Raw genomic sequence first — 24,273 nt, forward strand, 5'->3', positions numbered from 1 at the left:
GCGCCCGACGCCTTCTATAGGGAGTCAGGTCTTGAGCAGAGCTTTAAGCCGATAAAGCGCCTCGAGGGCCTCGCGAGGACTCATGCCGTCGATATCCAGGTCGCCGAGCGCCGCGTCAACGCGGCTCGGCGCCGCGGGACTGGGCGCCGGGGCCAGGTGGCTGGCGGCGAACAGCGGCAGCTCGTCGAGCTTGGCCGGTGATTCGGTCTTGCTCTCCAGGCGGTCGAGCACCTCGCGGGCCCGGGCCACCACCGGTCCGGGCACCCCGGCCAGCTTGGCCACCTGCACGCCGTAGGAGCGGTCAGCGGGACCGGCGGCGGCCTCGTGCAGGAACACCAGGTCGCCGTTCCACTCCTTGGCCCGCAAGGACAGGTTGGAGACGTGGGCCAGCCGGGTCTCCAGCGTCGCCAGCTCGTGATAGTGGGTGGCGAACAGGGCCCGGCAACGGTTGACGTCATGCAAGGCCTCGGCGCAGGCCCAGGCGATGGCCAGGCCGTCATAGGTGGCCGTGCCGCGGCCGATCTCGTCGAGGATCACCAGGCTGCGCGGGCTGGCCTGGGTCAGGATGGCGGCGGTCTCGACCATTTCCATCATGAAGGTCGAGCGGCCGCGGGCCAGGTCGTCGCCGGCGCCCACGCGGCTGAACAGCCGGTCGACCACCCCCAGGCGCAGGCTCTTGGCCGGCACGTAGCAGCCGGCCTGGGCCAGGATGGCCAGGATGGCGTTCTGGCGCAGGAAGGTCGACTTGCCGGCCATGTTCGGGCCGGTGACGATCGACAGCCGCGCCCCCGCTTCGCCGGCGGCGTCCAGCCGGCAGTCATTGGGGGTGTAGGGGTCGCCGGCCCGCCGGACCGCGGCCTCGACCACCGGATGGCGGGCGGCGCGGGCGTCGAAGGCCAGGGAGCGGTCGACGGTGGGGCGCACCGCGCCGCAATCCTCCGCCCACTCGGCCAGGGCGGCGGCGACGTCGAGTCGGGCCAAGGCCTCGGCGGCGATCTGGATCGGCTCGGCCAGCAGGCGGGCGACCTCGCGCCAGGTCTCGAAGGCGGCGATCTCCATGGCCAGCACCCGTTCGGCCGCCTGGGCGATGCGGGCGTCCAGGTCGGCCAGCTCGACGGTGGTGAAGCGGACCTGATTGGCCAGGGTCTGGCGGTGGATGAAGACGGCGTTCAGCGGCGGCTGGAACAGCGGGTCGGCCTTGCCGGCCGTGGCCTCGACGAAATAGCCGAGCACGCCGTTGTGGCGGATCTTCAGCGGCACGCCGCTCTCGGCCGCCAGCCGGGTCTCCAGGCCGACGATCACCCGGCGGCTGTCGTCGCGCAGGCCGCGGGCCTCGTCCAGCTCCTCGCGGACCCCGGCGGCCACGAAGCCGCCGTCGCGGGCCAGGGCCGGCAGGTCCGCGCCCAGCCCGACCTCCAGCGCCTCCAGGAAGCCCGCCAGGCCCTCGTGGCGCGACGGGGTCAGGGCGTGGAAGGCCTGTTCCAGCTCGGCCGGCGGCGAGGTCATGGCGTCGCCGGACCCGGCCAGCATCGCCGCCAGCGCCCGGCCTGTCGTCAGGGTGTCGCGGAGGCAGCCCAGGTCGCGCGGACCGCCCCGGCCCAGGGCCAGGCGCGACAGGGCGCGGGCCATGTCGCCCGAGCCCTTCAGCACCTCGCGCAGCCGCTCGCGCAGCTGGCGATGCTCGACGAACCACTCCACCGCGTCCAGACGGGCGTCAATGGCGTGGGGGTCGAGCAGCGGCCGGGCCAGGCGCGCGGCCAGCAGCCGGGCCCCGCCGGCGGTCACCGTGCGGTCGATGGCGGCCAGCAGCGAGCCATTGCGGTCGCCGCCCTGGGTCCGGTCGATCTCCAGGCTGGAGCGGGTGGCCGGGTCGATGGCCATGACGTCGGCCTCGGCGGCCCGGCGCGGGGCGCGCAGAGCCGGCAGCTTGCCGGCCTGGGTCATCTCCAGGTGGGCGGCGATCAGGCCCAGGGCCCCGATCTCGGCCGGCGACAGCCCGCCGAAGCCGTCCAGGGTGTCGACCCCGTACAGCCGCTTGACCCGGGTCTCCGAGGCCTGCGGTTCGGACAGGGCCGAGGGCATCGGCTGGATCAGACCGCCGCAAATCTTCAGGGTCTGGGCCAGGTGCTCGTCCGACAGCAGCCGGTCGGCGACCAGGGTCTCGGAGGGGGCCAGGGCCGCCAGGATCGCGGCCACGGCGTCCTTGGCGACCAGGAAGCACTCGACCTCGCCGGTCGACAGCTCGACCGCCGCCACCGCCGCCTGGCCGGCCCGCACGGCCACGGCGGCCAGGCGGTTGGCGCCGCGGGCGTCGAGCAGGCCGTCCTCGGTCAAGGTGCCGGGCGTGACCACCCGGACGATGTCGCGGCGGACCACCGACTTGGAGCCGCGCTTCTTGGCCTCGGCCGGGTCTTCCATCTGCTCGCAGACGGCGACCTTGAAGCCCATGCGGATCAGCTTGGACAGATAGGCCTCGGCCGCGTGCTGCGGCACCCCGGCCATCGGGATCGGCTGGCCGTTGTGGGTGCCGCGGAAGGTCTGGCTGATGCCCAAGGCGGCGGCGGCCTTGTAGGCGTCGTCGAAGAACAGCTCGTAGAAGTCGCCCATCCGGAAGAAGATCAGGGCGTCGGGCTGCCGCGCCTTCATCTCGAAGAACTGCTGCATCACCGGCGTCGCGCCGGCAGCGTCATAGGTCTGGACGAGGGGGGAGGCGGGGGCGTTCATCCCGCCGGAAGGTACAGAGCGTCGCGGCCGGCGTTAAGGCTTCGGCTAGGGATATCCACAAGCCCTGGGGACTAATCCCGGAAAAACCCAAGAAAGACGCGCTCGACCGTCTCCAGAGTGGCGGCGCGGAGCGGCTTGGGATCTTCGGCCTCGCCGATCAGCAGGGCGGCTTCGCAGAGCATGGCGGCGATCATGCGAGCCGCCAGGGCCGGGTCCGCGGCCTGGAAGCGGCCGGCGGCGTGGAGGTCGCTGATCGCCGCCACCATCATGCCGATGGCGTAACGGTCCTCGATCGCCCGGCAGCGGGCCGCGCCCAGCACGGCGGGGGCCTCCTCGATGACGAGGCGGCGATAGTCGGGCTCGACGCAGGCCTCCAGGAACGCCGCGGACCCCACCAGCAACCGCCGGGTCGGATCGGCGATCTCGGCGGCCGCCTGCCGCACCCGGCCGGCGGCCTGGGCCTGCAGCCGCTCGACCAGAGCCTCGAACAGCGCCGCCTTGTCCTCGAAGTGATGATAGAAGGCCCCGCGCGTCACCCGGGCGGCACGGGCGATCGCCTCAACCCCGGCCTGGCCGTAGCCCTCGGACACGAACAGCAGACGCGCCGCCTCCAGCAAGGCCTCGCGAGTCGTCTCCGCATATTCCTCGCGCCTGGATTTCACGCCGAAGTTCGGGGCCGCATCGCTCATGTCGACACCGTACATATTGACAACTCACCTGCGTAGCCCCATTTTACATACTGACTGTATGTATAGTGCAGTCCGTATCTCGGAGAGACGTCCATGTACGATTTCCACGAACCGACCGCCGCCTATCAGGCCCCGACGCCCGCCCAGATCGCCGCCGCCCAGGATTGGGTCGCGAGGTTCGAGGTCCGCTGGGCCAAGCCCGACGCCGACGCCCTGCGCGACCTGATGCATCCCGATACTCGCAATCTAATCCCGCCCATGGCTGCGCCGGGCGACCGCGAGACGGTTGTCGAGCATTTCCGCAACGTCCTGGCCATGCTGCCGGACTTCCGCCTGCGGGTGGTGCGCTGGGCCCCCTCGGGCGACACGGTGATGATCGAATGGGAAGGCGCGGCGACGGTGGCGGGCAAGCCCCTGACTTGGCGCGGCGTCGATCGCATCAGCCTGCGCGGCGACAGGATGTACGAGGGCCAGGTCTATTGGGATACGCGCAGCCTGGCCGAACAGATGCAGGCGGCGATGACCGCGGCCTAACGACGAAGGGCCCCGAAGCTTTCGCTCCGGGGCCCTTGTCGTGTCACGATGCGGGCAGCCTAGCTCCCCGTCACCTCTTCCCAGAAGCGCTTGGCCTTGCCGACGAAGTTGGCGGACTTGGGGTTCTGTTTCTCGCCGCACAGGCCGGCCAGCTCCTGCAGGAGCTCCTTCTGCCGGGCGGAGAGGTGGGTCGGGGTCTCGACGAACAGTTCGACCACCAGGTCGCCGCGCTGGCGGCTGCGCAGGGACGGCATGCCCTTGCCCTTGAGGCGGACGGTCTTGCCGGTCTGGGCGCCCTCGGGGACGCTGACGGTGACCCGGCAATGGCCGTCGCAGGCCTCGCCGCCCCGCAGGCAGGGGGCCTCGATCTCGCCGCCCAGGGCCGCCACCGTCATCGGCACCGGCACGGTGCACAGCAGGTCCAGGCCGTCGCGCTCGAACAGCTCGTGCGGGATCACCGACAGGAACAGATAGAGGTCGCCGCGCGGGCCGCCGCGGGCCCCCGCGTCGCCTTCGCCGGCCAGGCGGATGCGAGCGCCGTCGTCGACGCCGGCCGGGATGCGCACCGACAGCACGCGCTCGCGGCGCACCTGGCCATGGCCGTGGCAGTTCTGGCAGGGGTCGAGGACCAGGCGGCCCGAGCCGCCGCAGCGCGGGCAGGCGCGCTCGACCGCGAAGAAGCCCTGGGTGGCCCGCACCCGGCCGGCCCCGCCGCAGGTGCCGCAGACCGTCGGGCTGGTGCCGGGCTTGGCGCCCGAGCCGTCGCAGACCTCGCAGGTGATGGCGGCGGGAACCTTGATCTCGACCTCGGCGCCGGCATAGGCCTGCTCGAGGGTGATCTCCAGGTCGTAGCGCAGGTCCTGGCCGCGCTGGGGACCATTCGACTGGCGACGGCCGCCGCCGAACATCTCGCCGAACACGTCGCCGAACACGTCGTTGAAGATGTCGCCGGCGTCGGCCCCGCCGAAGCCGCCTGGCCCGCCCTGCTGGCCGTTGACGCCGGCATGGCCGAAGCGGTCATAGGCGGCGCGCTTCTGGGCGTCCGACAGCACCGAATAGGCTTCGTTGATTTCCTTGAACCGCGACGAGGCGTTCTCGCAGCCGCCGTTGCGGTCGGGATGGTGCTCCATCGCCATCTTGCGGAAGGCGGCCTTGAGGCCCGCTTCGTCGATCGACCGGCTTACGCCGAGAACCTCATAATAGTCGCGCATCGCTTAAACCTCGAAGCTCAAGCGCGGCGCCGACGTCAGAGAACGGCAGGCCTCGCTTTCGCGCGTTGGGAAACGGCCCGTGATCGCTTCCAGGCCGTCTCGATCATGGTCCAGGCGATCACGACGATGAGAAATAGCCAAAGCGAATAGCCGAGCAGATATTGAAGGGGATGAATTTGATAGGGCGGCAGCGGGTTGGGCAGCCATCCGACCTTCTGGGCCAAGGCGATCTTGTCCGCCTTCAGCGTGTAGTAGGCCTTCTCCCGGCCCTCGACGCCCAGCACGTAGCCGTCGTCCTTCAGATAGATTCCGCCAAAAAACCACTGGGTGGTCACCTTGTGACCCAGATAGAGCTGCTCGCCCGCCGGTCCTGGAAGCGCGACCGGCGCGAGGCGCTCGATCTGTTCGCTTTTGCCGAACCGGACCGGAAGGGCCGCGTTGGCGACCGAAGGCGCCAGCAGAACCAGAGCCAGCAAAAACGCAACCAGACGCCCCATCACTTCCCCCAACCGTTAGGCGCGAAAAACCTATCGCGAGGGACGCGCCATTGCAACGCTTGCGTGCGCCGGAAATCCCGGGGTGATGAAGCGGCGAGAGGGGGTTGAACATTGTCCTGATCGCAAACGACGGCAGCGATTTATTTGGGGGACAGGCGGTCCGCGTGCAAGACGCGCGGACCGCCTGCGACATCATCACGCCGACGGCTTGGAGTCGTCGACTTCCTCGAACTCGGCGTCGACGACGCCTTCGTCCTGGGCGGGTTCTTCGCTTTCGCCGCCGCCCTGCTGGGCCGCGTACATGGCTTCGCCCAGCTTCATCGACGCCTGGATCAGGGCCTGGGTCTTGGCCTGGATGGCCTCGACGTCGTCGCCTTCCAGGGCCGACTTCAGGTCGGTGAGCCCGGTCTCGATGGCGGCCTTCTCAGGCGCGCCGACCTTGTCGCCGTGCTCGGCCAGGGCCTTCTCGGTCGAGTGCACGATGGCCTCGCCCTGGTTCTTGGCCTCGACCAGCGCCTTCTTCTTCTCGTCCGCGGCCTTGTTGGCCTCGGCTTCCTTGACCATGCGCTCGATGTCGGCGTCCGACAGGCCACCATTGGCCTGGATGCGGATCGAGTGCTCCTTGTTGGTCGCCTTGTCCTTGGCGTGGACATTGACGATGCCGTTGGCGTCGATGTCGAAGGTGACCTCGATCTGCGGCACGCCGCGCGGGGCCGGCGGAATGCCCTGCAGGTCGAACTGGCCGAGGAACTTGTTGTCCGCCGCCATCGGCCGCTCGCCCTGGAAGGCGCGGATGGTCACGGCCGACTGGTTGTCGTCGGCGGTCGAGAAGGTCTGCGAGCGCTTGGTCGGGATGGTGGTGTTGCGCTCGATCAGCGGGGTGAACACCCCGCCCAGGGTCTCGATGCCGAGGGTCAGCGGCGTCACGTCGAGCAGCAGCACGTCCTTGACGTCGCCCTGCAGCACGCCGGCCTGGACCGCGGCGCCCAGCGCCACGACTTCGTCCGGGTTGACGCCCTTGTGCGGCTCGCGGCCGAAGAAGTCCTGCACCGCCTGCTGGACCTTGGGCATGCGGCTCATGCCGCCGACCAGGATCACTTCGTCGATGTCGCTCTTCTTGAGGCCGGCGTCCTTCAGGGCCTGCTCGCACGGACCGATGGTGCGGGCGATCAGGTCTTCCACCAGGGCTTCGAGCTTGGAGCGCGACAGCTTGATGTTCAGGTGCAGCGGGCCCGAGGCGTTCATCGAGATGAAGGGCAGGTTGACTTCGTACTGAGCCGTGCTGGACAGCTCCTTCTTGGCCTTTTCAGCCTCTTCGCGCAGGCGCTGCAGGGCCAGCTTGTCCTTGCGCAGGTCGACGCCCTGCTCCTTCTTGAACTCGTCGGCCAGGTAGTCGACGATCCGCAGGTCGAAGTCCTCGCCGCCCAGGAAGGTGTCGCCGTTGGTCGACTTCACCTCGAAGACGCCGTCGCCGATCTCCAGGATCGAAACGTCGAAGGTGCCGCCGCCCAGGTCGTAGACGGCGATCTTCTTGCCGTCGTTCTTCTCAAGCCCATAGGCCAGGGCGGCCGCGGTCGGCTCGTTGATGATGCGCAGGACTTCCAGGCCGGCGATCTTGCCGGCGTCCTTGGTCGCCTGGCGCTGGGCGTCGTTGAAATAGGCCGGAACGGTGATCACGGCCTTGGTCACGGGCTCGCCCAGATGGGTCTCGGCCGCTTCCTTCATCTTCTGCAGGATGAAGGCGGACACTTCCTGCGGCGAATAGTCCTTGCCGTGGGCCTTCACCCAGGCGTCGCCGGTCGGGCCCTTGACGATCTCGTAGGGCACCATGCCCTTGTCCTTCTCGACCACCGGGTCGGAGGCGTTGCGGCCGATCAGGCGCTTGATGGCGAAAAGGGTGTTGGTCGGGTTGGTGACGGCCTGGCGCTTGGCGGGCTGGCCGACCAGCCGCTCGCCGTCCTCGAGGAAGGCGACCACCGACGGGGTGGTGCGGGCGCCCTCGGCGTTCTCGATCACCTTGGGGGTTTTACCGTCCATGATGGCCACGCACGAATTCGTGGTGCCAAGGTCGATACCGATAATCTTGCTCATGTTGAGACCTGCAGCTCCTGAATGGCGGACGGCGGTGACAAGGGCCTTAAGGCAAGCGCCCCGGTTTTTCTCGAGCCGTCCCCGTCTGGTCGCGTTCTAACGGTTGATCCAAATTCTCGCCGTCCGAGCGCCGGCCGAGGCCGACGCACGAACGGAAAGTTCGTTCAATCGAAGTCGACGTGCCCGTCAACCCCGCTTCGCAGCCGGATATGGGGGATAGGTACCAGCCTGCAAGCCCATTCCCGCATGGAAAGAAGGGGAATCGCCCGCGGAAACGAAAAGACCGGGCGCAAAAAGGCCCGGTCATTCCGTCAGATAGGTCGCCAGCGCGGCCCGAAAACCTCAACTGGCGTTCGCTGAACCCGCTCGCTGGGCGGCTCAGCCTGCGGCCTTGGCGACCCAGGCGGTGATCTGCGGCGTCACCGCCTTGCGGGTCTTGATCCGATCGGTGATCGAGGCGACCGACTTTTCAGCCTCGCCGCGCGAGCCTTCCGGCAGGTTGGCGGCGGCGTAGGCCCGGACCTTGCCGATCATCGCCGGATCGGCCGAGCGCCGGGCCAGGCCGGGGATGAACTTGGTGCGCGAGGCCATATCGACCTTGCCGTTGACGGCGTCCTTGTGGGCGACGGCGAAGTCGAAGGCCAGGTCCGGATGCAAGGCCGCGACCCGCGAGATCATGTTGGACGACAAGGTCTCGCTCGGCTCGCTGGTCAGGGCCAGGTCCAGGGCCTTGGCGGCCAGGGCCTCATCTTCGGCCGAGGCCAGCTGGATGTAGAGCTCGTCGCGGATCAGCGGGGTCTTCTCGGCCGCCGCCTGGACGTGCAGGGCCTCCCACGCCGCGGCGTCGGCCTGACGGGCCACCACCGCCAGGATCGCCTTGCGCAGCGCGCCGGGCACGGCGGCCGGGTCGGTCTTGTCGGCGGCGTAGCGGCGCCGGGCCTCGGCGACCACGGCCGGATCGCCCAGGGCGCCGAGCTTCTCGATCAGGGTGGCGCGCAGGGTGGCCACCGGGCTGGCCTCGCCCGGCCGGGCCGTCCAACCGACTCGCTGGAACGCCGGCTCCAGGCGGGCGATCGCCAGCTTGCGGAAGGCGGCCCGTTCGGCGGGGTCGCGCGCATAGAGGCCGTCGACCTCGGTCAGCACGCCGGCGACCTTGCTCCAGACCTGGGGATCGGCGTCGACCGGCGTGGCCTGGACCAGGTCGAGGGCGTCGGTCGCGGCCTGTTGGCCGTTCAGGCCCAGGGCCCAGGCGTCGCCGATCACGCCCAGCTGGTCGATGGCCGGCAGCCTGGCGAAGCTGGCCGTCAGGGCGGTGAAGGCCTTGGGCGCGTAGAGGACACGGAAATAGCCGGCCTGGCCGGCGTTGACGACCACCGGGCCGCAGCCCTCGACGCTCAGCGCGCCCTTGCCGCCGACGACCAGGGTCTTGGCGACCATGCTGGAGCCGGCCGCCTGGGCCGAGACCGGCACGCGCCAGACCAGCGGCGTCTTGCTCGGCCTGTCGCGGCTGAACTCGCCCTGGACCAGGCTGACCGGGGTCTTGCCGCCGGCGCAGGCGCCGGGCTCGACGGTGATCAGCGGGATGCCCGGCTGCAGGGTGAAGTCGTGGGCGATGGCGGTGATCGGCTGGCCGGCGGCGGCCTCGACCTCCTTCCACAGGTCGTCGGTGGTGGTGGCGCCATGGGCGTGGGCCTTGATGTAGGCGCGCACGCCGCCCCGCCAGGCGTCATGGCCGACATAGGCCTCGAGCATGCGGATCACCGCCTCGCCCTTTTCGTAGGTGATGCCGTCGAAGGCCTGGCTGGCCTGGTCGACGGTCTCGACATGCTGCACCACCGGGTGGGTGGTGCTCAGCGAGTCCAGCCCCATGGCGTATTCGCGGTTGTTGACGGCGTTGAGCTGGGTGTTCCACTCGGGGTGGAAGTGCTCGGTGGCCCGGCTCTCCATCCACGAGGCGAAGCCCTCGTTCAGCCACAGGTCGTCCCACCACGACATGGTGACCAGGTCGCCGAACCACTGGTGGGCCATTTCATGGGCCACGGTGGTGTAGATGTTCTCGCGGTCCTTCGGGGTCGAGATCGCCGGATCCTCGAGCAGGGCGTATTCGAAGTAGAAGATCGCGCCCCAGTTCTCCATGGCGCTGAAGAACTGGCTCTGGCCGGGGGCGGCGATGTGGTCGAGCTTGGGCAGGGGGTAGGGGGCGCCGAAATAGTCGTTGTACCACTGCAGGATCGGGCCGGCCGACTTCAGGGCGAAGTCGGCCTTGGCCAGGTCGCCCTTCTTGGTGATCACCCCCATCTCGACGTCGCCGACTTTGGTCGTCGCGCGGTCGAACTCGCCCAGGCCGAAGAACAGCAGGTAGGTCGACATCTTCGGCGAGGTCGCGAAGGTGACCTCGGTCCGGCCGCCGCCCAGGTCGCGGCGCTTGGCGACCGGCATGTTGCCCACCGCCATCTGACCGGTCGGCACGGTGGCCCTGACGTCGTAGGTGGCCTTGAAGAACGGCTCGTCCCACGACGGGATGAAGCGGCGGGCGTCGGAGTTCTCGAACTGGGTGTAGAGGGCGCGCTTCTTGCCCTGGTCGGTGTCGTAGTCGAGGGCGAACAGGCCGGCGGCCTGCTTGTAGATCTTGCCGCTGTAGTCGATGGCCAGGACGTGGGCGCCCTTGGCGATCGGCTTGGCGAAGGTGAAGGTGGCGGTCTGGGCCTTGGCGTCGACGCTGACCTTGGCCTGGCCGGCGCCGGCCAGGGCGACCTTGCCGAAGGTCAGGTCGGCGGCCTGCAGGGTGATGCTGCGGGTCGGCGCGGTGACCTCGATGTCGATCTTCACCGAGGCGGTGAAGGTCAGCTTGTCGGCGTCGGGGGTGAAGGCCAGATCATAGTGGGTCGGGACGACGCCGCGCGGCAGTTGGGTGGTCACGGTCGCGGCGGTGACGGCCGGCGGGGCGGCGGAGGCGGCAAGGGCGGGGCTGGCGGCAAGAACAAGCGCGGCGACGGCCGCGGTGGAGAGAAGACGACGCATGATCGGCCTTGGATTGGAAAAAGTTCGGCGCGGACGCCGGTGGCGGGGACCCAACACTGTCGCGCCGCGTCTGGCGCATTAAATCTCCGTAATGATCCTTGCTCCGACCCCACCCCTGAGCGTCATGCCGGGCTTCGACCTGTGGCCGGGCCTGCTGACGCCGGCGGTCCAGGCCGAGCTCGTCGGCCTGACCCTGGCGGCGCTGGAGGCCGCGCCGGCCGCTCAGTACGAGACCGCCTATGGCAAGGCCATGAGCGTGGCGATGAGCAGCTTCGGCCCCCTGGGCTGGACCAGCGACGCGGCCGGCTATCGCTATGCCGACCTCCATCCGGCCACGGGCCGGCCCTGGCCGCCGATTCCGCAGGTCCTGCTCGATCTTTGGGCGGAACTGGGCGATCCGGCCGTGCCGCCGGACTCGGCCCTGATCAACCTCTACCGCGACGGCGCCCGGATGGGTCTGCACCAGGACCGCGACGAGGCCGACCCGCGCTTTCCGGTGCTGTCGGTGTCGCTGGGCGACACGGCGATGTTCCGCATCGGCGGGACCGCCCGCAAGGACCCGACCCGCGCCCTGCGCCTGGCCTCGGGCGACGTCTGCCGGCTGTCGGGGCCCGCGCGCCTGGCCTTCCACGGGGTCGACCGCATCCTGCCCGGCTCGTCCGGTCTGGTCCCGGGCGGCGGGCGGCTCAATCTGACCTTGCGCCGGGCCCGGCCCTCATAGACCTTTCCTCGCCGACCGCTCCACTCAGCCAAAGGACCCGCGGATGACCATCCTGACCCGCCCCGAGGGCACGAAACCCGGCGACCTGAACCTCTCGCGCCGCGGCGTGGCCGCGGTGTTCTTCGCCGGCTACGCCGCCGCCGCGGTCTCGGCCCAGGCCGAGCCGATCCACACAGACGAGGCCGGCCTGGTCACCGCGACGGTGACCCTGCCGACCGCCGGCAAACAGATCCCGGCCTATCTGGCCCGGCCGGCCGCTCCGGGGCGGCATCCGGCGGTGATCGTCGTGTCCGAGATATTCGGCGTCCATGAATATATCCGCGACGTCGCCCGCCGCCTGGCCAAGCAGGGCTATGTGGCCATCGCCCCGGCCTTCTTCGACCGGGCCGGCGACCCGGCCCCGCTGACCGACTTCCCGGCGATCATGAAGATCGTCAACACCGCCACCGACGCCCAGGTCCAGGGCGATATCGCCACCGCGATCCGTTGGCTGCGGGCCCAGCCCTTCACTGGGTCCGGCAAGCTGGGGATCACCGGCTTCTGCTGGGGCGGCGGCGAGACCTGGATGGCGGCGGCGACCCATCCGGAGATCGGCGCGGCCGTGGCCTGGTACGGCCGCCTGGCGGTCCCGGCCAAGCCGGCCGAAACCGACCCGGCCCGGCGCTATCCGCTGCAGGTCGTCGGCGAACTGAAGGCCCCGGTGCTGGGCCTCTATGGCGGCAAGGACCAGGGTATTCCGGTTTCCGACGTCGAGGCGATGCGGGCGGCCCTGAAGGCCGGCGGCTCAAAGGCCGCCCGGGGCAGCGAGCTGGTGGTCTATCCGCAAGCCCAGCACGGCTTCCACGCCGACTACCGGCCCTCCTACGACCCCGAGGCGGCGGCCGACGGCTGGACGCGGATGCTGGCCTTCTTCAAGGCTCACGGGGTGGGGTAGGGGGCCTCCGCCCTCCCAGAAACGAAAAAGGGCCGCCCAGCCAGGCGGCCCTTTTGTCATCTGGAAGGCTATAAAGCCTCAGCCCCGCAGCTTGCGGGTGATGGTCTCCAGGTCCTGGCTCAGGACCGGGTCCTCGGCGCGCAGGGCCTCGATGCGGCGCACGGCGTGCAGGACGGTGGTGTGGTCGCGGCCGCCGAAGCGCCGGCCGATGTCGGGCAGCGAGCGGGTGGTCAGCTGCTTGGCCAGCCACATGGCCGCCTGGCGCGGACGGGCGATGGCGCGGTTGCGGCGCTCGCTGAGCAGGTCGGCCTGCTTCATGCCGTAGTGCTCGGCCGTGGCCTTCTGGATGTCGTCGATGGTGATGCGCTTCTCGCCGGCCCGCAGGTGCGGCCGCAGGATCGCCTGCACCTCGTCCAGAGTCAGGCGCGAGACGCCTTCGCCGGCCCGGGCCGACAGGGTGTTGAGCGCGCCTTCCAGCTCGCGGACGCTGTCGGTGAAGCGGTCGGCCAGGAAGTGCAGCACCTCGGCCCGCAGGGTCGGCTCGAAGCCGTGCTGGCGCGACAGGGCCTGCAGCTTGCGCTCCAATATGCCCAGCCGCAGGGCGCGGTCGGCCGGCTCCAGGCCGCAGACCAGGCCCGCCGACAGGTGCGAGCGCAGGCGGGCGTCCATCTCGGTCATGGCCGCGGGGGCGCGGTCGGACGAGAACACCACCCGTCGGCCGTCCTCGACCAGGGCGGTCAGGGTGTGGAACAGCTCCTCCTGGCTCGACTGCTTGCCGGCGATGAAATGCACGTCGTCGATGATCAGCAGGTCGGCGCCGCGCAGCTCTTCCTTGAAGGCCGCGGTCTGGCGATCCATCACCGCCCGCACGAAGGTCGACAGGAAGCGCTCGGCCGTCAGATAGACCACCCGCTTGGTCGGCGCCTGGCGCATGGCCTCCCAGGCCAGGGCGTTGAGCAGGTGGGTCTTGCCGAAGCCGTAGGGGCCGTGGAACAGCACCGGATTGAAATGGCCGTCGGCCCAGGACGCCACCCGGCGCGCCACGGCGTGGGCGAACTCGTTGGCCGGGCCCGGCACGAAGGTGTCGAAGGTGAAGCGCTCCTGCAGACCCTGGACCGGCGAAGGCTTGCCGCCCAGGTTGGCGGCGCCGAGGGTCGAGGCCAGGGCCGGGATGTCGCTGGACACCGGCAGGGCGATCTCGATCGGCTCGGCCTTGCCCTCGACATAGGCGCCGGCCGCCGCCTCGAACTCCAGCCGCGATTTGAGGTCCAGCCGACGCGCCGTGGCGTCGTGGGCGGTCCACAGCTCGCTGACCCGCCGCCAGGCGCTGCGACGAATCCAGTCGCGCGCGATCCCGGTCGGGGTGACCAGCACCACGTCGCCCGCCAGGCCTTCGCGCAGAACGGCCGGGGCGATCCACGAACCGAAGGCGGCGTCGCCCAGTTCGCGCTTCAGCACCACGCAGACCTTGTTCCACACGACGCCGGCCGGCTCGCAGGCAACCGCCGAATAAGCAGCCGAAAACTCCTGACTCACCACGCCGCCTTTGATCGTCATCAGTTCACCGCCTCGTGCATATCGTGTTGCTGATCGCCGCCCCCCATGGCGCACGATCGCTTCCCCCAACCCTTTCCGTCACACAGACACAGGGGCTTGATCGGCGAACGCAAGGGTTCGGCCGCCGCCAGTGATCTCCATGAACTGGAAGAGCGTTGAGGTGTTTAAACTAGCCAGCCGCCCCGGCCGGTCAAACGGAAAACTTGCGTCCGATCGCGGATATTTCTGTTGACTCGCGACAGGTCCTCACCGGCCAAGGGAATGCAATTTTTGCGCTTGGTGTTCACCAGACAGAATGTCTCGCGGACAATCCTTGACCTGAAGAGATTGCACAGAAAAAGCCGGCCGAGTTTCCTCGACCGGCTTCTCTAAGTCTTTGAATTCGCTCACCGAACGGCGTTCGGCAGGAATTTGGATTAGGCGGCGGCCTGATCGAGCTTCTTCAGGCGGGCGGCCAGGCGCGAAACCTTGCGCGAGCCGGTGTTCGGATGAACCACGCCCTTGGAGACGGCGCGCATCAGTTCCGATTGCGCCTCGATGAAGGCGGCCTTGGCGACGGCGACGTCGCCGGCCGAGACGGCGTCTTCGAACTTGCGCAGGAAGGTGCGGACGCGCGAGCGGCGCGCGGTGTTCACTTCGGTGCGGCGAGCGATCTTGCGGATCGCTTTCTTGGCGCCGGGATTATTGGCCATAGGTCGGACCTTCAAACGGACAGCCGCGCGGGCGGCCGCGAAGCAGGAGAAATCAAGAGCGCGCGGATATACGGGAACGGCCGCCCGGGGTCAATCCATCCCGGCGGCGGAATCGTCCGGCCGGGGGCGGCGCGCGTTCACAGGCCCTTGAACGCCGGTTTCCGCTTCTCGACGAAGGCCGCCATGCCTTCCTTTTGATCTTCGAACGCGAACAGCGAGTGGAACAGGCGCCGCTCCAGCGCCAGGCCGGCGCTCAGCGTCGTCTCGAAGGCGGCGTTGACCATCTCCTTGTTCATCGCCACGGCCAGGGACGACTGGGCGGCGATCCTGGCGGCGATGGCCAGGGTCTCGTCGACCAGGGTGTCGGCCGGGAAGATCCGCGACGCCAGGCCGGCCCGCTCGGCCTCCTCGGCCCCCATCATCCGGCCGGTCAGGATCATGTCCATGGCCTTGGACTTGCCCACCAGCCGGGTCAGGCGCTGGGTGCCGCCCAGCCCCGGGGTGACGCCCAGGGTGATCTCGGGCTGGCCGAACTTGGCGGTGTCGGCGGCCAGGATGAAGTCGCACATCATCGCCAGCTCGCAGCCGCCGCCCAGGGCGTAGCCGGCCACCGCGGCGATGATCGGCTTGCGGATCGACTCCACGCCCCGGGCTCCGGCCGCGAAGAAGTCGTCCTTGAACACCTGGGCGTAGGACTTGTCGGCCATCTCCTTGACGTCGGCGCCGGCCGCGAAGGCCTTGGCCGAGCCGGTGAGAACGATGCAGCCGACGGCGTCGTCGGCCTGGGCCGCCGCCAGGGCCTGGCCCAGCTCGGCCAGCAGGACGGTGTTCAGCGCGTTCAGCGCCTCGGGCCGGTTCAGGCGGATCAGGGTCACGCCGGGGGCGGTCTCCGGGCTCTCGACGATCAGGGTCTGATACGCGGCCATCGACGGGTCTCCTGTTGCGCGCGCTGTTATAGACGGGCCGGCGGCGTTGGCGAGCCCCGGGACGGGCGGATCGGCGCATCGCCCGGGCCGCCCTCTACATGGCGATGAAGGCGGCCAGCTCATGCGGCTCGCCGGTGGGGAAGGCGGACTTGAGATGATCGAGAAACGCCGAGACCCGCGCGCTCAGCAAGCGACGCGACGGGTAGAGCGTCCATAGGACGGTGTCCGGTCCATCGACGTCGCCCCAGTGCGCCAAACGTCCCGCCGCCAGGTCGTGACTGACCAGCGACACCGGAAGCCGCGCGACGCCGACCCCGGCCCGAACGGCGTCGCGGACCATGATCATCGACGACAGGCCAAGAACGGGATCGACCAGCATGGTCGAACGCCCGGTCGCGCTCACCACCTTCCAGGCCTCGGTTCCCGACCCGGTCCCGCGCACGACGGCGGGGACGGCCGATCCGTCCGTCGGCCGGACCAGGTCGGGGCTGGCCACCACCGCCAGGCGATCGCGCAGAAAGGCGCGCCCGACCAGGGTCTCGTCCGGATCGGGATTCACGCGGATCACCAGGTCGTAACCTTCCTCGACCATGTCGACGGCCCGATCTTCCGTCGTCACCTCCAGGCGGATCGCCGGGTGTTTCATGGCGAACTCGGCCGCCAGCCTGCCCATCGCGATCTGCGAGAACAGCAAGGGCGCGCTGATCCGCAGCTGTCCGCGGGGCGCAGTCCCGCCCGACGCGATCCCCGCCGCGGTCTCGTCGAGCTCGGTGAGCAGGGCGGCCGTCCGCTCATGCAGCGCCCGTCCTTCCTGGGTGAGCTTCAGCGTCCGCTGGCCGCGTTCGAACAGACGCAGGCCGAGGCTGGCCTCCAGCTCCGCGACCCTGCGGGACAGGGTGGCCTTGGGCCGCCCGGCCGCGCGGGCGGCGCGGCCGACCCCGCCATGCCGGGCGACCAGATTGAAGTCGGCGAGGGCGAGCAGGTCCATGTGTTCCACCAGCGAGACAGAGTGTCCAAATCTAGCGTCTATTGCTCCTGACGTGGATCGATATTTTTCCGGTGTTCCCTCGAACCCCGGAGATTTTCCCATGACCATCCTCGTTACCGGCGCCACCGGCCGTGTCGGCGGCCACGTCGTCCAGCAGCTTGTCGCCCGCGGCGCGTCCGTGCGCGTCCTGGTCCGCGATCCCGCCAAGGCCAGCTTCCCGGCCGGCGTCGAGGTCGTGCAGGGCGACCTGCTCGACCTCGACGCGCTGCGCGCCGCCTTCACCGGCGTGCGCACGCTGTTCCTGCTCAATGCGGTGGCGGCCGACGAATTCACCCAGGCGCTGATCGCCCTCAACATCGCCCGCGAGTCCGGCGTCGAGCGGGTCGTCTATCTGTCGGTGATCCACGCCGACCGCTTCGTGAACGTGCCGCACTTCGCGGTGAAGTCCGGCGCCGAACGGATGATCGCGCAGATGGGCTTTTCCGCGACGATCCTGCGTCCGACCTACTTCATCGACAATGATCTGACGATCAAGGACGTCGTCCTCAACTACGGCGTCTATCCGATGCCGATCGGCGGCAAGGGCCTGGCCATGGTCGACGCCCGCGACATCGCCGAGGTGGCGGCCATCGAACTGATCCGCCGCGACCAGGCGCCGGGCAAGCTGCCGGTAGAAACCCTCAACCTGGTCGGCCCCGATACCCTGACCGGCTCGGACGTGGCGGCGATCTGGTCGGACGTCCTGGGCCGCCCGGTCGCCTATGGCGGCGATGATCCTTCCGGCTTCGAGCAGAACCTGGCGGGCTTCATGCCCAAATGGATGGCCTATGAGATGCGCCTGATGGCCGAGCGCTTCGTCGGCGACGGCATGATCCCCGAGGCCGGCGACGTCGAGCGCCTGACCAAGATCCTGGGCCGCCCGCTGCACGCCTATCGCGACTTCGCGGCCCAGATCGCCGCGACCGCCGGCAAGGATTGAGGCCATGATCTATTCCACCGCCACCATCCCGGTGAACCCGGAAGGCGAGCCCAGGCTGACCCGCGCCCGGGCGTGGGCCGGCCTGGAGCTCAAGGCCCGCGACGCCCGGCTGTTCCTGCCGCCGGGCCTCTGCACCCGCTGCGACGTCATGGAGGAAAGCGCGAGCCATTTCGTCCGCGACGTCACCATCGGCGGCGTCGACCTGCGCGAGATCGTCGCCCTGGAGCCCCAGAGCAAGGTCACCTTCTTCCAGGCCACGGGGCCGCGCGAAGGCTCCATCGTCAACGAGCTCTTCGAAGACGAGGCCGGGGCGCTGCAGTTGCGCTTCTACTGCTACCTCGGCCTGCGCGGCAAAGAGCCCAATGGACCAGAGGAGCAGGCCGAGCAGGCGCAATTCGACGGCGACAACGGCTACAAGGCCGCCCTGCTGTCGACGCTGAAGCGGACCCGCGAACTGCTCGCGGAGGGCAAGCTCCAAGCCTGACCGCCCAGGCGCGGGACCGTCTGGAGGCGGTCCCGCCACCGGCGGCATTCAAGCCATAGGGTCGTTTCCGTTTAAGGGCGCGAAATTCCTAGTCCGACCCGCATCCGTCCCCACCCCCCGATCACCCCCGCGAAGGCGGGGGCCCAAGCGGCCGGGGCCGCTCCGATGGGGTGCGAGATCCCAAACTCAGCTTGGGTCCCTGCCTGCGCGGGGATGATCGGATGAGGGGGAGGCGCGGGCGGAGGAAAATCGCGGCGTTTGCGGGGATAAACGCGGCTCCATCCCCGCCGCCGACGCCGAAAACACCAGCAACTTCAACGCCCTGAAAAATAACCAGCGTCACCCACCCGCCAGGGCTCAAACCTCCCGCACAATCAAACCTGTCTCCGTCGCGGAGGAGGGCGCTTGGTACCGACCCGAAGCGGCGATGGAGATGGAACCGAGCGGGGCCGTCTGGGCCTGGCGATCGGATCGCGGCGGGCGGCGGGGCTCAGAAGGCTCCAAGGTCCTCCGGGGACGGTGGCGGGACAGGCGGGTCGACGGGGCCGGGAGGTTCAAACCGGCCTGTTCCAGGATCTGTCGGAGTCGCTGACGGCCCCTTCCGGGCGACTTTGATCCTGCCCGTCCGAGGGGGAACGTCGATCGGGATGAAACAGGCCCTCAGTCGCCGTCCCTCGAGACAAACGGTTCCGCGGAGCGGTCTGTCCAAGCCGAAACGCACACACACTACCCACGGTCTCCGGGCCTGGCCCGGCCGCTCCGCACCTCCTCACGCCCTCAGCGGATATCCGCGTGAGCCGCGAAGCCGCGCCCGCCGTCCACAATCGGGAGATCGAACGGTCCATGCCGTCAGACCTGGCACACCGGGCAGAAGAAGGTCGAGCGTCCGGCCTGGACCTCGCGGGCGATCACCCCCTTGCAGCCCGGGGTCGGGCAGGGCTGGCCCTCGCGGTCATAGACCCGGAAGCGGTGCTGGAAATAGCCCAGGGCCCCGTCGGCGGCGGCGAAGTCCTTCAGGGACGAGCCGCCAACCTCGACCGCCTCGGCCAGCACCGCCTTGATCGCCGCGGTCAGCGGCCCCAGCCGCTTGCCGGCCACCAGCCCGGCCGGCTTGAACGGCGAGATATGGGCCCGGTGCAGGGCCTCGCAGACATAGATATTGCCCAGGCCCGCGACGGTCTTCTGGTCCAGCAGCAGGGTCTTGGGGCCTTGCTTGCGGCCGTTGAAGGCGGCGACCAGGGTCCTGGCGCTGAACGCCTCGCCCAGCGGCTCGGGGCCCATGGTCGCGAACCAGGGGTGGCGGTCGAGCCGGTCGGTGGCGATCAGGTCCATGAAGCCGAAGCGGCGGGGGTCGTAATAGGTGACGACGGCGCCGTCTTCGGTCTCGAACACCACGTGGGCGTGCTTGTCATCGGGGGTGACGGGGCGGGCGAAGTCGCCGGGCCGGGTCGAGCGCCCTCCGGGTTCGGAAGGGGGCGCGGCGATCTCGAAACGGCCGGTCATGCCCAGATGCATGACCAGGGTGTCGCCGCGGTCGAGCGGGGCCAGCAGGTACTTGGCCCGGCGCTCCAGCCGCAGGATCTTCGCCCCCGTCAGCCGCTGGACGAAGCCGTCGGGCAGGGCAAAGCGCAGGTCGGGACGGTTGGCGCGAACCCGGGCCAGGCGGGCGCCGCCCAGCACCGGCTCCAGGCCGCGGCGGACGGTCTCGACTTCAGGCAGTTCGGGCAAGGCGGACCTCGGGCGGGAAACGGCCGCCAGATATCGGTCATTCGCAGCGCGGTTCCTAGGCCTCCCGCAGGCGCCCCGCGCAAAACCGGTGACGGACGGACGCTGGCGGTTATAAGAACCCAACGACGGGGCCGCGCGCCCAGAACCGCCCCACGGCCATTTCGAGCGCCAAATTCGAGCAATGACATGACCAAGCCCGCCGCCACCTTCGGTTTCCAGGACGTCGATCCCTCGGCCAAGGCCGGCCTGGTGCGCGGGGTGTTCGACCGGGTCGCCAAGAACTACGACCTGATGAACGACGTGATGAGCGGCGGCGTCCACCGGCTGTGGAAGGACGCGGTGGCCGCGCGCCTCAACCCGCAGCCGGGCGAGATCATCATCGACTGCGCCGGCGGCACCGGCGACATGGCCCGCCGCTTCGCCAAGATGGCCCGGGCGGCCCAGGCGCGGCGCGGCGGCCCCGACGCGGCGGTCCATATCATCGACTACAACGCCGAGATGATCGCCGCCGGCATCGACAAGGGCGGCGCGCCCGAGATCACCTGGACGGTCGGCGACGCCCAGGCTCTGCCGCTGCCCGACGCCTATGCCGACGCCTATGTGATCTCGTTCGGCATCCGCAACGTCACCGACATCGACGCGGCCCTGCGCGAGGCCCGGCGGGTGCTCAAGCCCGGCGGCCGCTTCCTGTGCCTGGAATTCTCCAAGCCGGTGACCGAGGCCCTGGCCAAGGCCTATGACGCCTATAGCTTCAAGCTGATCCCGCAGTTCGGCGAATGGCTGGCCAAGGACCGCGAGGCCTATCAGTACCTGGTCGAGAGCATCCGCCGCTTCCCCGACCAGCGGACCTTCGCGACGATGATGGAGACCGCCGGCTTCCAGCGGGTGACGGTCACCAACTTCACCGGCGGCGTCGCGGCGATGCACCAGGGCTGGGCGATCTAGGGTTCGGGCCATGCGCCAAGGGTGGGGGATGCCAGAAAGTGTCTCAACGCTCGTCGATCGATGGGCGGAGAATATCGGTATTGACCGCACGTATTCCTACGGTCGCCATCTCGGCCTGGTGGCGCCTGAGATTCTGGTCGATGAGCGGGACGTCGGCCCCGATGGCGATGACTATGGGCCGGTTCAGGCGTGCATCGACTTCTGCAACTGGTGTCGCCACGACGCCGCCCTGCGGATCGACGAGACCTGTCCGGACGCCTGGGTTGCGTACTATGTCGACTTCTATCTCGCTCAAGTGAACAATGGCGGGCACGGACAGTTCGCCCACAACCTCGACATGGACCCAGACGCGCTGGACAGCATCGCCAGGGGTCTGGCCGCGATGGGCGCCAACGACTTTCTTGCGGTGTTCGAGGACTTCCGCGCGGCGGTGGACACCGACCCCGCCCTGCGCCGTGTCACGATGGAGGGCGGCGGTTTCGGCAAGATTCCGCCGATCATCGAGTCGCTGGACGATCGCTTTTTCAAGCTGGACGGCACGTGGCGGCTGATTGCTCAGAACGCCGCCTGGTTGATGTCGCTCGCAGCCTGGACGCCTCTGCCGGTTGAAGCCCTGAGGGCGAGGAGAGCAGCGGTCCTGGCCTCCAATCCCCTTTACGCCAGGCGGTTGGCGGCTCGTGAGGCGCATAGGCGGCGCGCCGAGCCGCGAGACCCGTTGCTAACCCGGGTGTGGGCGTCGATCGAAGCCGCCCTGCCGACGCCGAAGACACGGCAGCGACGACATCACGACTTCTGTGCGACCCTCGAAGTCCGGATCGACGCTGTCGTCGAGAGCGGGGATCTCGCCGAGGCAAAGCAGATCCTGGAGAATTATCGGCGCGCCTTGCGCCAGTGTCCGCGATACCCCGACCCACACGATGCCGCTATGGCGTCGACACTCTACGCCGACATCTGCTGGACGCTGGGTGAAAGGCTGGGCGAAGCCGCCTGGCTGGAAGAGGCGGTGGCGATCTATCGGCAGGCCGAGCCGAAGGTGCATCGAGGGATGTCCCACAGCGGCGTTCTGGCGCAGATGGGTCACCTGCTCAACGCCCTGGGCGAGCTTCGTCCCGCGACCACGGCTTATGAAGAGGCCATCGACGTCTTTGGACAGGTTCTCGCGCTAGAGGACCCCGCTTATCACGTCAGCGCTCATGTCGGCTTGGCGGAAGCCTATCTGGGTCAGGCCAAGCGGCGTCTCGACGTCGCTGGCCTCGACCGGGTGCTCGCGGCGCTCGGTCACGCCACAAGCGGCAACGGCAACGCCTGGGCGCGGGAGAAGCGGATCCTGGCCGAAACGCTGGCCCTGCGGGCTGAACTAACGAAGGAAACGTTCGGTCTGCACCGCGCCCACGAAGCCGTCGACATCGCCATCGCATATTATGCGGGTAATCGCGGCCGACTTCGGATCCAGCCAGGTTGGACTCAAAAGGCCGATGCGATCCGCGCCCGCCTGGACGGCCTGGCGAAGACCGCTCGCGCCTGATGAGCTTGATGGCGGCGAACCAGATGAGACCTGAGGTCCGCGACAGCCGAGGGCCAGCTTTTCGCGGCCGGCCACCCGTCGACGGCGAAAGCGGTCTTGACCGGAGCGCGCGGAGCGGGCTTTCAGGCCGGGACATGAGCCTTTTCCCGCCTGCCCGTCGTTCGCCGATCGAGACCCTGGCCGCATGAGCCGTGTCGCCGCCTTGCTGCGCCTGACCGCCGCCGGCTGGGCCCTGGTCCGGGCCGACGCCCTGGTTCCGCGCGAGGTCGAGCCGTCGCTGCCGCCGGCGGCGCGGCTGGCCGGGCGGGTCCTGCGCCTGTTCGCCGGGAGCGCGGCACGGCGGGGGCGGCCGGGCGAGCGCCTGGCCCGGGTGCTGGAGCGGCTGGGGCCGGCGGCGATCAAGATGGGTCAGTTCCTGTCGACCCGGGCCGACATCTTCGGAAGCGCCTTCGCCGAAGACCTGTCGCACCTGAAGGACCGCCTGCCGCCGTTCCCGCTGGAGGTGGCCCGGGCCGAGATCGAGCGCGGCCTGGGGCGGCCGCTGGCCGGCCTGTTCGCCAGTTTCGAGCCGTCGATCGCCGCCGCCTCGCTGGCCCAGGCCCATCCGGCCGTGCTGCTCGACGGGACCAGGGTGGCGGTCAAGGTGCTGCGGCCCGGGGTCGAGCGGCAGGTGACCCGCGACAGCGCCGTGCTGCGCCTGGCCGCCGGCCTGGCCGAGCGCTGGGTCCCCGCCGCCCGCCGCCTGCGGCCGCGCGAATTCGTCGAGGTGGTGATCCGGGCCCTGGACCTGGAGATGGACCTGCGGTTCGAGGCCGCCGGCTGCGTCGAGCTCGGCGAAGCCATGAAGGCCGATCCCTACATGCGCGCCCCCGACGTGGTCTGGGACGGAGTGGGCAAGCGGTTCCTGACCCTGTCCTGGGCGCCGGGCCTGCCGCTGTCGGACGACGCCGCCTTGGCCCAGGACGGGCTCGACCGCAAGGCCCTGGCCGAGGCGGTGACCCGCGGCTTCCTGGCGCAGGCCCTCGATCACGGGGTGTTCCACGCCGACCTGCACGAAGGCAACCTGTTCGTCGCCGCCCCGGCCGCCATCACCGCGGTGGATTTCGGCATTGTCGGCCGGCTGGGCCCGGCGGAGCGCAAGTACCTGGCCGAGATCCTCTACGGCTTTCTCAATCGCGACTACGCCCGGGTCGCGGCCATCCATTTCGACGCCGGCTACGTGCCCGCCCACCAGGACCGCGACGCCTTCGCCCAGGCCCTGCGGGCGGTCGGCGAGCCGGTGTTCGGCCGCCAGGCCCGTGAAGTGTCGATGGGCCGGCTGCTGGCCCAGCTGTTCGAGATCACCGCCCTGTTCGACATGGCGCTGCGGCCCGAGCTGGTGCTGCTGCAGAAGACCATGGTCACGGTCGAGGGCGTGGCCCGGCGCATCGACCCGGCCCACGACCTGTGGGCCGCCGCCGACCCGGTGGTGCGCCGCTGGATCACCCGCGAACTGTCGCCCGCCGCCCGGGCCAGGGACTTCGCCGACGAGGCGCTGCGGGCCCTGCGCGCCCTGGCCCGCCTGGCGGAGGCGCCGCCGACTCCGGTGGCGGTGGTTGCGTCGCGACCCGCCCGACCGCTGCTGTGGTTCCTGGCCGGCGCAGCGGTAGCGGGTCTGGCCTTCGCGGCGGGAGCCTGGCTGGGCTCGGGGCTCAGCGTCTCGAACATTACCGATCCCGCTCCGCACCAGCAGAGCCAGCCCTGACCGCGGCGTAGTCCCTTCATTGGGATCAAGGCGCGTCATGGCTTGGTTGCGGATGGGAGGGCCGACCGCCGCTGTCGCATCATCTGGCCCGAGTCCGCTTGGACCGCGCCACTGTTCCTCGCAGAGGATGCGCCTGCCAAGACAACCGCCGACCGCGCGGAGCTCCCCCGGGAGCGGCGCGCACCGCTCCCGGGGCCCGGACCGACGCTCGACCTCGTCGGGATGACAGGTCCCCGGCCCTGCCGTTGATCCGTTGGGCTGAGCTGGCCTCGGCCCGGACCGC

At 69.6% G+C, this 24,273-nt stretch carries 19 protein-coding genes; 8 read left to right on the forward strand and 11 right to left on the reverse strand.

Annotation, left to right across the window (positions count from 1 at the left end; all coding sequences use genetic code 11):
- Positions 1-24 precede the first annotated feature (24 nt).
- Positions 25-2,724, reverse strand: a complete 2,700-nt coding sequence (gene mutS / locus ACIPQB_RS03475; RefSeq protein WP_446483801.1) for a DNA mismatch repair protein MutS — start codon at positions 2,722-2,724, stop codon at positions 25-27.
- 71 nt (positions 2,725-2,795) lie between these two features.
- Entirely contained in the window at positions 2,796-3,428 is a 633-nt protein-coding gene (locus ACIPQB_RS03480; protein WP_446483802.1) for a TetR/AcrR family transcriptional regulator, read from the reverse strand.
- Positions 3,429-3,506: 78 nt separating this feature from the next.
- Between ACIPQB_RS03480 and ACIPQB_RS03485 the strand changes: the two genes are divergently transcribed.
- Complete coding sequence (locus tag ACIPQB_RS03485; protein WP_446483803.1) at positions 3,507-3,947, forward strand: nuclear transport factor 2 family protein; 441 nt, start codon at positions 3,507-3,509, stop codon at positions 3,945-3,947.
- Positions 3,948-4,006: 59 nt separating this feature from the next.
- Here the strand turns inward: ACIPQB_RS03485 and dnaJ are convergent, their stop codons facing one another.
- The 4 genes from dnaJ to ACIPQB_RS03505 all read right to left on the reverse strand — a co-directional run bounded on the left by dnaJ (position 4,007) and on the right by ACIPQB_RS03505 (position 10,767).
- Positions 4,007-5,158, reverse strand: coding sequence for a molecular chaperone DnaJ (gene dnaJ, locus ACIPQB_RS03490; protein ID WP_446483804.1), 1,152 nt, complete (start codon positions 5,156-5,158; stop codon positions 4,007-4,009).
- Between the two features lie 35 nt (positions 5,159-5,193).
- On the reverse strand, positions 5,194-5,655 hold the full coding sequence (locus tag ACIPQB_RS03495) for a hypothetical protein (protein ID WP_446483805.1): 462 nt from the start codon (positions 5,653-5,655) through the stop codon (positions 5,194-5,196).
- Positions 5,656-5,850: 195 nt separating this feature from the next.
- Complete coding sequence (gene dnaK / locus ACIPQB_RS03500; protein ID WP_446483806.1) at positions 5,851-7,746, reverse strand: molecular chaperone DnaK; 1,896 nt, start codon at positions 7,744-7,746, stop codon at positions 5,851-5,853.
- Positions 7,747-8,124: 378 nt separating this feature from the next.
- Positions 8,125-10,767 carry a M1 family metallopeptidase gene (locus ACIPQB_RS03505; protein ID WP_446483807.1) on the reverse strand — a complete coding sequence of 881 codons (2,643 nt, stop codon included), beginning with the start codon at positions 10,765-10,767 and terminating at the stop codon, positions 8,125-8,127.
- 91 nt (positions 10,768-10,858) lie between these two features.
- Between ACIPQB_RS03505 and ACIPQB_RS03510 the strand changes: the two genes are divergently transcribed.
- Together ACIPQB_RS03510 and ACIPQB_RS03515 are read left to right on the forward strand one after the other, a co-directional pair.
- Complete coding sequence (locus ACIPQB_RS03510; protein ID WP_446483808.1) at positions 10,859-11,488, forward strand: alpha-ketoglutarate-dependent dioxygenase AlkB; 630 nt, start codon at positions 10,859-10,861, stop codon at positions 11,486-11,488.
- 43 nt (positions 11,489-11,531) lie between these two features.
- Positions 11,532-12,422: a dienelactone hydrolase family protein gene (locus ACIPQB_RS03515; protein WP_446483809.1), complete on the forward strand. Its 891-nt coding sequence runs from the start codon at positions 11,532-11,534 to the stop codon at positions 12,420-12,422.
- Between the two features lie 78 nt (positions 12,423-12,500).
- Here ACIPQB_RS03515 and dnaA read toward each other — a convergent pair whose 3' ends face one another.
- The 4 genes from dnaA to ACIPQB_RS03535 form a co-directional block, all read right to left on the reverse strand.
- The gene (gene dnaA / locus ACIPQB_RS03520; protein ID WP_446483810.1) at positions 12,501-13,979 is read right to left on the reverse strand and encodes a chromosomal replication initiator protein DnaA; all 1,479 of its coding nucleotides are present in this window, start codon (positions 13,977-13,979) and stop codon (positions 12,501-12,503) included.
- A 416-nt stretch (positions 13,980-14,395) separates the two neighbouring features.
- Positions 14,396-14,671 (reverse strand): 30S ribosomal protein S20, encoded by a 276-nt coding sequence (gene rpsT, locus ACIPQB_RS03525; RefSeq protein WP_446483811.1) that lies wholly within the window; start codon positions 14,669-14,671, stop codon positions 14,396-14,398.
- Positions 14,672-14,808: 137 nt separating this feature from the next.
- Positions 14,809-15,597 (reverse strand): enoyl-CoA hydratase, encoded by a 789-nt coding sequence (locus ACIPQB_RS03530; protein ID WP_446483812.1) that lies wholly within the window; start codon positions 15,595-15,597, stop codon positions 14,809-14,811.
- 94 nt (positions 15,598-15,691) lie between these two features.
- Positions 15,692-16,585: a LysR family transcriptional regulator gene (locus ACIPQB_RS03535; protein ID WP_446483813.1), complete on the reverse strand. Its 894-nt coding sequence runs from the start codon at positions 16,583-16,585 to the stop codon at positions 15,692-15,694.
- A 100-nt stretch (positions 16,586-16,685) separates the two neighbouring features.
- On the opposite strand from ACIPQB_RS03535, the gene ACIPQB_RS03540 reads away from it, so the two are divergent.
- Both ACIPQB_RS03540 and ACIPQB_RS03545 read left to right on the forward strand, forming a co-directional pair.
- Positions 16,686-17,564: an SDR family oxidoreductase gene (locus tag ACIPQB_RS03540; RefSeq protein ID WP_446483814.1), complete on the forward strand. Its 879-nt coding sequence runs from the start codon at positions 16,686-16,688 to the stop codon at positions 17,562-17,564.
- Positions 17,565-17,568: 4 nt separating this feature from the next.
- On the forward strand, positions 17,569-18,048 hold the full coding sequence (locus ACIPQB_RS03545) for an SRPBCC family protein (RefSeq protein WP_446483815.1): 480 nt from the start codon (positions 17,569-17,571) through the stop codon (positions 18,046-18,048).
- A gap of 849 nt (positions 18,049-18,897) precedes the next feature.
- On the opposite strand, the gene mutM is transcribed toward ACIPQB_RS03545, so the two are convergent.
- Entirely contained in the window at positions 18,898-19,776 is an 879-nt protein-coding gene (gene mutM, locus ACIPQB_RS03550; protein ID WP_446483816.1) for a bifunctional DNA-formamidopyrimidine glycosylase/DNA-(apurinic or apyrimidinic site) lyase, read from the reverse strand.
- Positions 19,777-19,962: 186 nt separating this feature from the next.
- Here mutM and ACIPQB_RS03555 point away from each other — a divergent pair, with 186 nt between their 5' ends.
- The 3 genes from ACIPQB_RS03555 (at position 19,963) to ubiB (ending at position 23,990) form a co-directional block, all read left to right on the forward strand.
- A complete protein-coding gene (locus ACIPQB_RS03555) occupies positions 19,963-20,721 on the forward strand; it encodes a class I SAM-dependent methyltransferase (RefSeq protein ID WP_446483817.1) in 759 nt (252 codons plus the stop codon).
- 28 nt (positions 20,722-20,749) lie between these two features.
- Positions 20,750-22,246: a DMP19 family protein gene (locus ACIPQB_RS03560; RefSeq protein ID WP_446483818.1), complete on the forward strand. Its 1,497-nt coding sequence runs from the start codon at positions 20,750-20,752 to the stop codon at positions 22,244-22,246.
- A 184-nt stretch (positions 22,247-22,430) separates the two neighbouring features.
- Positions 22,431-23,990: a 2-polyprenylphenol 6-hydroxylase gene (gene ubiB / locus ACIPQB_RS03565; RefSeq protein ID WP_446483819.1), complete on the forward strand. Its 1,560-nt coding sequence runs from the start codon at positions 22,431-22,433 to the stop codon at positions 23,988-23,990.
- The last annotated feature ends 283 nt before the right edge of the window (positions 23,991-24,273 follow it).

The sequence above is a fragment of the Caulobacter sp. LARHSG274 genome (assembly GCF_052871235.1).

What these genes read in the sequence shown, in the direction of transcription:
- mutS (WP_446483801.1), bottom strand. Translation starts at nt 2,724, where the DNA reads ATGAACGCCCCCGCCTCCCCCCTCGTCCAGACCTATGACGCTGCCGGC.
- ACIPQB_RS03480 (WP_446483802.1), bottom strand. Translation starts at nt 3,428, where the DNA reads ATGTACGGTGTCGACATGAGCGATGCGGCCCCGAACTTCGGCGTGAAA.
- ACIPQB_RS03485 (WP_446483803.1), top strand. Translation starts at nt 3,507, where the DNA reads ATGTACGATTTCCACGAACCGACCGCCGCCTATCAGGCCCCGACGCCC.
- dnaJ (WP_446483804.1), bottom strand. Translation starts at nt 5,158, where the DNA reads ATGCGCGACTATTATGAGGTTCTCGGCGTAAGCCGGTCGATCGACGAA.
- ACIPQB_RS03495 (WP_446483805.1), bottom strand. Translation starts at nt 5,655, where the DNA reads ATGGGGCGTCTGGTTGCGTTTTTGCTGGCTCTGGTTCTGCTGGCGCCT.
- dnaK (WP_446483806.1), bottom strand. Translation starts at nt 7,746, where the DNA reads ATGAGCAAGATTATCGGTATCGACCTTGGCACCACGAATTCGTGCGTG.
- ACIPQB_RS03505 (WP_446483807.1), bottom strand. Translation starts at nt 10,767, where the DNA reads ATGCGTCGTCTTCTCTCCACCGCGGCCGTCGCCGCGCTTGTTCTTGCC.
- ACIPQB_RS03510 (WP_446483808.1), top strand. Translation starts at nt 10,859, where the DNA reads ATGATCCTTGCTCCGACCCCACCCCTGAGCGTCATGCCGGGCTTCGAC.
- ACIPQB_RS03515 (WP_446483809.1), top strand. Translation starts at nt 11,532, where the DNA reads ATGACCATCCTGACCCGCCCCGAGGGCACGAAACCCGGCGACCTGAAC.
- dnaA (WP_446483810.1), bottom strand. Translation starts at nt 13,979, where the DNA reads ATGACGATCAAAGGCGGCGTGGTGAGTCAGGAGTTTTCGGCTGCTTAT.
- rpsT (WP_446483811.1), bottom strand. Translation starts at nt 14,671, where the DNA reads ATGGCCAATAATCCCGGCGCCAAGAAAGCGATCCGCAAGATCGCTCGC.
- ACIPQB_RS03530 (WP_446483812.1), bottom strand. Translation starts at nt 15,597, where the DNA reads ATGGCCGCGTATCAGACCCTGATCGTCGAGAGCCCGGAGACCGCCCCC.
- ACIPQB_RS03535 (WP_446483813.1), bottom strand. Translation starts at nt 16,585, where the DNA reads ATGGACCTGCTCGCCCTCGCCGACTTCAATCTGGTCGCCCGGCATGGC.
- ACIPQB_RS03540 (WP_446483814.1), top strand. Translation starts at nt 16,686, where the DNA reads ATGACCATCCTCGTTACCGGCGCCACCGGCCGTGTCGGCGGCCACGTC.
- ACIPQB_RS03545 (WP_446483815.1), top strand. Translation starts at nt 17,569, where the DNA reads ATGATCTATTCCACCGCCACCATCCCGGTGAACCCGGAAGGCGAGCCC.
- ACIPQB_RS03555 (WP_446483817.1), top strand. Translation starts at nt 19,963, where the DNA reads ATGACCAAGCCCGCCGCCACCTTCGGTTTCCAGGACGTCGATCCCTCG.
- ACIPQB_RS03560 (WP_446483818.1), top strand. Translation starts at nt 20,750, where the DNA reads ATGCCAGAAAGTGTCTCAACGCTCGTCGATCGATGGGCGGAGAATATC.
- ubiB (WP_446483819.1), top strand. Translation starts at nt 22,431, where the DNA reads ATGAGCCGTGTCGCCGCCTTGCTGCGCCTGACCGCCGCCGGCTGGGCC.